The sequence below is a fragment of the Chloroflexota bacterium genome (assembly GCA_035652535.1).
GTDB lineage: Bacteria > Chloroflexota > UBA6077 > UBA6077 > SHYK01 > DASRDP01.
The window spans coordinates 1-8,215 of sequence record DASRDP010000037.1 but is presented as its reverse complement, the minus strand read 5'-3'; the positions used below and the strand labels follow the sequence as shown (position 1 = coordinate 8,215).

7 protein-coding genes are annotated in these 8,215 nt (G+C 66.9%); 3 read left to right on the top strand and 4 right to left on the bottom strand.

From position 1 onward, the window contains the following. Together VFC51_04840 and VFC51_04835 are read left to right on the top strand one after the other, a co-directional pair. On the top strand, positions 1–1,012 hold a 1,012-nt coding region (locus tag VFC51_04840), incomplete at its 5' end, for a hypothetical protein (GenBank protein HZT06334.1). A 10-nt stretch (positions 1,013–1,022) separates the two neighbouring features. After that, positions 1,023–1,880: an alpha/beta hydrolase gene (locus tag VFC51_04835; GenBank protein ID HZT06333.1), complete on the top strand. Its 858-nt coding sequence runs from the start codon at positions 1,023–1,025 to the stop codon at positions 1,878–1,880. A gap of 74 nt (positions 1,881–1,954) precedes the next feature. Here the strand turns inward: VFC51_04835 and VFC51_04830 are convergent, their stop codons facing one another. From VFC51_04830 to VFC51_04815, 4 genes are all read right to left on the bottom strand, one after another. Then, the gene (locus VFC51_04830) at positions 1,955–3,013 is read right to left on the bottom strand and encodes an ethanolamine ammonia lyase-activating protein (GenBank protein HZT06332.1); all 1,059 of its coding nucleotides are present in this window, start codon (positions 3,011–3,013) and stop codon (positions 1,955–1,957) included. 66 nt (positions 3,014–3,079) lie between these two features. Continuing rightward, positions 3,080–4,858 carry an ABC transporter substrate-binding protein gene (locus VFC51_04825; protein ID HZT06331.1) on the bottom strand — a complete coding sequence of 593 codons (1,779 nt, stop codon included), beginning with the start codon at positions 4,856–4,858 and terminating at the stop codon, positions 3,080–3,082. Positions 4,859–4,868: 10 nt separating this feature from the next. Continuing rightward, positions 4,869–6,563: an ABC transporter substrate-binding protein gene (locus VFC51_04820; GenBank protein HZT06330.1), complete on the bottom strand. Its 1,695-nt coding sequence runs from the start codon at positions 6,561–6,563 to the stop codon at positions 4,869–4,871. Then, positions 6,560–8,020, bottom strand: a complete 1,461-nt coding sequence (locus tag VFC51_04815) for a UbiD family decarboxylase (protein HZT06329.1) — start codon at positions 8,018–8,020, stop codon at positions 6,560–6,562. Before VFC51_04815 ends, VFC51_04820 begins: the two co-directional genes overlap by 4 nt. A 15-nt stretch (positions 8,021–8,035) precedes the next feature. Here VFC51_04815 and VFC51_04810 point away from each other — a divergent pair. Continuing rightward, on the top strand, positions 8,036–8,215 hold a 180-nt coding region (locus VFC51_04810), incomplete at its 3' end, for a hypothetical protein (protein ID HZT06328.1).

Below are 8,215 nucleotides of genomic sequence, written 5' to 3'. Positions count from 1 at the left end.
CGTTTCCGGCCGGTGCCTCGAACAGCCCGGGGAGCCAGCCGGCAGCACCTTCCACGAGCGCATCCGTCACACCGCGTACCCATGCGTCGAGAAGAACGGGATCATCTTCGCCTACCTCGGCCCCGGCGAGCCGCCGCTGCTGCCCGGCTACGGTTTCCTCACCGTCCCCGAGGACCGGGTCTATCCCGTCAAGCTGTTGAGCGAGTGCAACTACCTCCAGGGCAACGAGGGGAACGTCGACCTCCTCCACGTCGGGTTCTTGCACTACAGCCATCGCGACCTGCAGGATCGGCAAGCGCGTACGGCCTACGTCGGGGGCGAGGACGCGCCGCTCCTGTCGAGCCGCGGGGCCGCTCCGTACCGCGAGCGGTGCGAGGCGGAGCTGACCCCGTCCGGGCTGCACGTCTGCAAGATCCGCGACATCGATCCCGAGGACAACTACATTCGCGCCGGCACCTTCATCCTGCCGAACCTGTTCGCCACGCCCGGCGGCCAGACGAACTGGCATGTCCCCATCGACGACCACCGACATTGGAAATTCACCATCATCTACAGCGATTCGGGCCCCCTCGATCGGGAGGGTGTGAGCCGGCGTCATACCATCAACGCCGACTACTCACCCGTCGCGAACCGGTCCAACCGCTATCTCCAGGACCGCTCGAAGATGGCGACGTACAGCTACAGTGGCATCGACCCGAGCTTCTTTCAGCAGCAAGACCTTTGCGTTACCGAGGGGATGGGCCCGATCCAGGACCGGACCCAAGAGCACCTCGTGGCCTCCGACGCGCCGATCGTGGTCGCGCGAAAGCTTCTCCAGAGCGCCATCCGCGACGTCCAGGAGGGGCGGGACCCGCCCGCCGTGTACCGAGACCCGGCGAAAAACACATTTCGCGACGTCGTCACGACCTACGGCACGCTGCCCAAGTCCGAGAGCTGGAAGGAGCACTGCGCCAAGCTGGTCGCCAGCGGACGTGGATGGCAGACGCGAGTCCAGACCGCGGGCACCCGATAGAGGAGGGGAAATGACACAATCCGCGATTCGCTCGCGCTTCGTGATGACCGGGCACGTGCGCACCCACTACAGCGAGGCGGGTGGCGACGGGCCGCCGGTCGTCCTCTGCCATGGCGGCGGGGCCGGCTCGTCGGGCGAGGCGGGCTTCGGACGCATGATGCCGCTGCTCGCGGATCGATTCCAGATTTATGCGCCCGACGGCGTTGGCGGCTTCGGGGAGACGGACCCGCAGGCGCCCGTGCCGGAGGGGATGCACGACCGGGTGGTCCAGCTCGAAGCCTTCATGGACACCCTGTGCCTCGACCGGGTCTGCCTGGCGGGTAACTCCCAGGGGGCGTGGGTCGCCGCGAAGTACGCGCTCCTCCACCCGGACCGGGTGCAAAAGCTCGCCCTCGTCTCCAGCGCCACGATCGCCAATGCCATGGGCATCACGGCGCCCGATACCGAGGGCATGCGCGCCCTCCGGGAATATGATGGGACCCGCGAGTCGATGCGCCGCGTGCTGGAGGCGCTGATCTGGGACAAGTCGCTCATCACGGAGGAGCTGATCGGCCTGCGGAACGCAGCGGCCAATAGGCCCGGCGCCGCCGAGGGGCGGCAGGCATTCCTCGAGGGCTCCACGCGGCTCACGCGCGACCCGAACCTGCGCCTGAAGTTCGAGATGAAGCATGCGCTGCCGCGCCTCACCATCCCGACGATCTTCATCTGGGGCGAGAACGACAACTTCGCGGTCCCCGAGCTGGGGCGCCAGCTCGAAAAGGAGCTGCCCAACGTTCCGTTCCACTGGGTCCGGCGCGCCGGCCACCAGGTCCAGAACGACCAGCCCGAGGCCGTCGCGAAGCTCATGGGCGACTTCTTCGCCAACTAGAGGGTCGGCGGAAGCCTGACCTGGCAGGCGGAGGATTTTCTGACAGCAGGATTGGCCGCGCCCGCGTCGGTGCGTCAGCGGCGGTTGTAGGCCGGCCGCGGCAGGGTGACCTTCACCCCGTTCTTGGCGCACTCCGCCTCGTACTCGTCGTAGATGGCGGGATCCTCGTCCTCAGACTCGATCTGGTCGGGCATCATATTGCGTCCCCAGCGCCGGAGATCCGCCGCGCCGAGGCGAAAGGCGAGATAGCGCACCGGCTCGGGGCCAGTGTTGAAGTGCTGGTGGTACTCCTGGTCCTTGGGCGAGAGCACGCTGCCATCCTTCCACGGCACCTTCTGACGCGGCTCGCCCTCGAACCAGAGCAGCGAGTAGCCGATTCCTTCGAGAATCACCACGTGCGCGCCCACGCCATGCCGGTGGCCTTTCATGTACGTCCCGACGGGCCACTCGCTGCTGTGGGCTACCATCTGGTTGCCGGAGAACGTGAACCCCAGCCGGTAGCTGCCGAGCCCGCGCGGATCGTTGGCGTCCAGCTTGAAGGAGCGGATGTCGGGGATGAAGTTCGTCACCCACTCCCGCGCGCGGGTCTCGTCCCGATAGCCGGGGCTCGTGAAGTAGTCGTTGCTCGAGTCGTATCGGTCCCGGAAGGGGTAATCGTCGTTGAAGACGAAATCCGGGTTGCGAAAGAGGTTGATCAGCATGGGGGCGAGGGTCACGCCGAAGAGGCGGGCGGGTCGCTGCCCGTCCAAGTTGAAATGCTGGTAGTAGCTGTTGATGGGCGGGGAGAACACGCTGCCGCGCTGCCACTCGACCGTCTGCTTGGGCCCATCCTTTTGCCAGAAGGTCGTCGCGCCGCGCCCGTCGAGCACGAGCACTGTGGCCTCGAAGAGGTGGTGGAGAACCTCGGTGCGCCCACCCGGCGCGATCTCGACGACCCATGCGTCATCGTCCTGCTGATCGGCGAGGTTGATGAACGCCCCCTTCTGGCCCACGCGCGGCCACGGCGCCACGTCAACGTGGTACAGGTCCGTGACGTAGGAGCCGCTGTGGCTAGGAATCCCTTCCCCCTTTTGCCATGCCTGGTACGCCGTCTCCCGACGGATGGGCCGTCCGCCGTCTGCTCGCTCTTCCATGCTGAATCACGTCCTCCGAATTGCGTTGATGGGGCGGTCTGCGCACCATCGTACCGCTGCCCGCTCCTAGCTCCCGATCTCCCATGCGTTCGCGTTCCATCCCTGGCTCGTGCCCGTTACCCCACGAATCTGGTTCCCGATCATCACCGGCGAGGTCTGGTAGAAAAGCGTGATGTACAGGACCCGGTCCGTCATGTGGTGGACGATCTCTCCAAGGACAGCCGTGCGCTCGGCGAACGGAATCGTGGCGAAGTACCGTCCCAGGAGCGCATCGAGATCCGGGCTGCGATAGCGATTGTAGTTGTTGCCGACGAAATCGTTCTCCGGGAGCGGCGTCTTCGCGCTGAAGACGCGCTCGAGGAAGCCGCGGTCGCCCGGCTGGCGCTTCACGTCGAAGCCAGGGAACGTCGCCCGATATTCCCTGCCTCTGGCCTGCTGGGGCGGCACCAGCACCTGCGTGACGCCGACCCCAACCCGCTGCCATGCGTCGGCCGCGCCAAAGAGCGCCTTCTCCTGGAGGTCGTCGCCCTGGCTCGTGCGTATCTCGACGCCCAGCCGCGCCCCCGAGCCGTCTCGAAACGCGCCGTCCCCACCGCGCGCGTAGCCGAGCGACGCGATGGCCTCCGTCGCCTGGCGCTGGTCGTAGGGATGACGCACGATGGAGTTCTGGATCGCCGAGAACTCGGCGTGGCCGGGGACGAGGAACACGTCCGCGGCGGAGGTGAGACCCGCCTGCAAGCTCTCCGCCATCTCCTGCCGGTCGATGGCCGCCATCAGCGCGGCTCGGAAGCGCACATCTCCGATGACGGCGGGGTCCGGATCGATGAACTGCGGGTAGATCAGAACAACGCTCGACACGTCCCCGGCGTCCATCTTTCCCGATTGCCAGCGGTCGCGCACCTGGATCGCCTGGTCCACCGATAGGCTTCGGCCGATGGTCAGATCGACCGCACCAGCGAGGATGGACGCTGAGAGGGACGAGGAGTTGGGGATGAACCGAACGTCGATCTCGTCGATCTTGGGCCTGCCCAGGGCGAAACCATCGAAGGCGCGCAGCAGCACGCCGGAGCCAGCCTCCCACTGGGCGACGCGGAACGGACCGGCCGCGACGAAGTCCTGATTCCAGTAGGGGATCTCGGTCAGGGTCGTCTTGTCCTCTGCATACGCCTGGCCGAGGAGGTGCTGGGGCAAGGGGAGCGCGTGGGTCGAGGAGAACAGGTTGTCCGCCTCGATGTACGGCTCCTTCCAGCGAACGGTCACGGTGCGCGGATCCGGCGCGTCGGCCCCCTCGATCATGTCGTAGGCGGCCTCGCGAAAGGCGCCGACTTCGCGGTCCCGCACGACGTCCAGGGTGAAGAGGAGGTCCGCCGACGTGAGGGGCGCGCCGTCGTGCCAACGGGCGTTCTCGCGGATCACCCACGTCGTCTCCATCCGCCCATCGGGGAGGAGGCGCCAGCGGCCGTTCTCGATGGTCGGCACCTCTTCCGCCAGCACGGCGTGGATCGCGTTGTGCTCGTCCGCGACGGTGAGCCCGGCCGCGACGAGCTGCTCCAGCTCGGAAACGCCGGCGATCCCGACGCCCAGTGGCCGGATCCGGCTGCTGAGGACGGTCGGATCGCTCTGGACGGCCGCGTTCAGCCGCTTGATCGGCGCCGGCTGGACATCCGCAGGCCTCCCGGCCTCTCGAGCCGTGCCCGCGGCCGACTGACACGCCAGCAGGGAGGCGACGAACAACGCCCAGACCGCGCGCAGGGTCACGATCCTGCTGCGGGACGACGGCATCGCCGATGGGCGGAGTGCGACCGGGGCGGACACCTCGCGCGGATCGAGAGCCGTGCGCGCCACCGCGGCCGTCCTACTTCACGTCCCACAGGTGGGCGTTCCACGTTTGCGTGCCATCGTCCGCCTTGCGCTCGGACGCGTTCAGCACGCGGTTCGCGATAAGGGCCGTCTCCGCGTTGTAGAACATGCCCATCATGTTCAAGTTCTCCGTCATGTGGTGCACGATCTGCCCGAGGACGGTCGTTCGCTCGCGTTGGGGGATCGTTGAGTAGAACCGGTCGATCAGCGCGTCGAACTCGCGACTCTGGTAGCGGGAGTTGTTGTCGCCGACGAATCCGTTGCTGGGGAGCGGCGTCTGCGAGCTGCGATGCCGGGCGAGGCTGTTCAGGTCGTTGGGCTGGTTGTAGAGCATAAAGGCCGGAAAGGTCTGGATGTACTCGCGATCGCGCACGCGCTGCTGAGGAATGGTGGCCGGCTCCGTCGGGATCCCCAGTCGCTGCCAGGAATCAGCGATGGCGAGAATAGATTTCTGATTGAGGTCGCGCCCCGCGCTGGCGCGAATCTCGAGCGTCACCTCTTGATTCGCGGCGTCCCGGAACACGCCGTCGGGCCCCTTCCGGTAGCCAAGCGCCTGGATCGCCTCCGTCGCTCGCCGCGGATCGAATTCGTACTTCACGATCTGCGGCTCGATGGTAGGGTACAGCTCTGAGTTCGGATTGACGAACGTATGGGCAACGGGCACCTGCCCGTTCATGAGCGTATCGGCCATCTGTTGGCGGTCGATCGCCTCGAGCAGCGCGCGCCGAAACTCGAGGTTCGCGATGATGGCAGGCGATGGGTTGATGAATTGCGGGAAGGCGACGATCCAGCCGGAGAGCGCGATCTCCATCCGGCCGTCCGTCCACTGGTCGCGAATCTGGATCGCCTGCTCCAATGAGAGGCTCCGGCCGAGAGTGAGCTGGACCTCGCCGGCGAGGACGTTCGCCCCGATGGTGTTCGAGTCCGGTATGAACCGGACCTCGAGCTCGTCGATCTTGGGCCGGCCGAGCACGTAGCGGTCGTTCGCTTCTAAGAGCACGTGGCTTCCAGCGACAAATTGGCGAACCTTGAACGGTCCGGTCCCCACGTACTCCTGCGTCCAATAGGGGAGCGCGGTGAATGCCGCCTTGTCCTCGGCGTAGGGCGCTTCGAGGAGGTGCTGGGGCAGCGGCGCGAGGTTGAAGAGCGCGTCGGCAAAGATGTACGGCTGACTCCAGCTCACTGCGATCGTCCACGCATCCTTGACGTCGATGGAGTCGACGGAGTCGTACCCAGGGTTGTACCGGAGGTCCAGGGCCTTTTCGCGCTGGACTCGGGAGGTGAATTCGAGGTCCGCGGACGTGAAGGGCGCGCCATCGTGCCAGCGCGCGTTCTCGCGGATGTGCCAGGTCGTCTCCATCCGACCGTCGGGGAGAAGCTTCCACAGGCCATTTTCGAGCGTGGGGACCTCATCGGCCAGGACCGGGTGCAGCGCCCCGCGGTCGTCGGCGATGCTGACCCCCTGGTCCACCAGCGACTCGAGCGCGTCGAGCCCCGGGACCCCTGCGCCGGCAGGCGCGAGCCAGTACGAAAGAAGCGGCGGGTCGCTCTGGATCGCCGCCACGATCCGCTTGGGTGTCGTCGGGCTGGCAGCAGGCGGCGCGGCCCCGCCCTCGCTCGGGCGGGCCGGCGCTGCGCACGCCATGACGAGGATGCCGGCGATGGCGAGCCAGCGCACGCCTCCCGTCACGGCGCGAACAGCTCCTTCCAGCGCTGCTGGATCCTGGCGCGCAGCTCCGGGCCATTCACCGCGACCGGCGGAAACTCGTCGGCCCATTCGTAGGGGCGACAGGCGTTGATAACGAGATCGTGGGCCACGTACGTGCTGCGTCCGTGCTCGGCGTTCGGGTCCGACCGCCCGTCCGGTGGGATGCGCGGGTCGAGCTGCCACACGGCCGTGCCCGGAACGACGCGCACGCCGTGCTCCGGCGCGCACCGGCTTGCGATGGCCCAGAGCACTTCTTTCTCATTGGTGATGTCGATGTCGTCGTCCACGATCACCCACATGTGGTGGCCGTTGTACTGATCGCCGCCGGGGACGAGCACCCGAATCACGTCGTCCACGTGGCCAGGGTACAGCTGTTTCAGGGCGACCACGCGAAAGGATGGGTAGGCGAGCTGGAAGATCCGTTGCACGCCGGGGATCTTGGCGCGATCGAGCTGCTGCATCGAGGCGATGTCGTCGCCCCCGAGGTAGGTGAAATACCGACAGCCGACGGGCCGGATTGGCGGCGCGCCGAAGATGATGGGATCGTTGCGGTGGTAGATCGCGGCCACTTCGACGATCGTCTCGGGCCGCCGGCCGTGGGCGTAGTAGCCGGTCCACTCCCCGAAGGGACCCTCCGGAACGAGGGCCTCGTCGGGCGACGGCATGAACCCCTCGATCACGATCTCTGCGTACGCGGGGATCGGCAAGCCGGTCGCTCGCGCGCGCACGACGGGATACGGGCCTCCCTGGAGGTAGCCAGCCACCTCGAACTCAGAGATGTTCTCCGGCGTGCGAAACAAGTTGGGACCCGCCAGCGCCGTCAGGACCGGGTCCTGCCCCACGGAGATCGCGACCGGGCATTTCTCGCCGCGCGCCCAGTGCGCGCGGCGAATTCGGTCGCCGTCCTTGCCGTGCTCGATGAAGATGCCGAGGGTGCGCCGGTCGTGGATCGAGACCCGATAGGCGCCGGAATTCACGACGCCGGTGTCCGGGTCGCGCTGGATCACGCAGACGCCCGTGCCGATGTAGCGGCCGCCGTCGTTTTCGTGCCACTTCGGCGTGGGGAACTTGAAGAGATCGACAGCGTCGCCCTCGAGGACGTTCTCGAGCACGGGCCCCCAGGGCAGCTCTTCGGTCGGAACGGGCTTCAGCGCCTGGGTCTTCGCGCGCCAGTGCGCGGCGACCTCCACGGCCGGTAGGTCACCGGGGAGCCCGAGCGCAAGGGCCGTGCGCTTCACCGTCGTGAACAGGTTGCTCGCCACCCGGTAACCCGGGGGAAAGCCGGGAATTTCGTCGAAGAGCAGAGATGGGCCGTTCTGCTCGGTGATCAGCTCGGTGATGCCGCCGATGTCCTCCTCGTAGCCGGCCTCGGCCACGTGGCGCAGCTCGCCCAGCTCGTCCAGCTTCGCTAAATACGCGCGCAGGTCCTGCCAGAGCATTCGCCGAGCCTCCCAGTGGGTTCCTATGTCACTGCGTGCTTTGCCGATCGGTCATCCCGACATCGTTGCGGCGCACCGACGATCGGTCATCCCGACATCATTGCCGCGCACCGACGATCGGTCATGCCGACATCATTGCCGCGCATCGACGATGTGTCCTCCCGACATCATTGCCGCGCACCGACGATCGGTCAT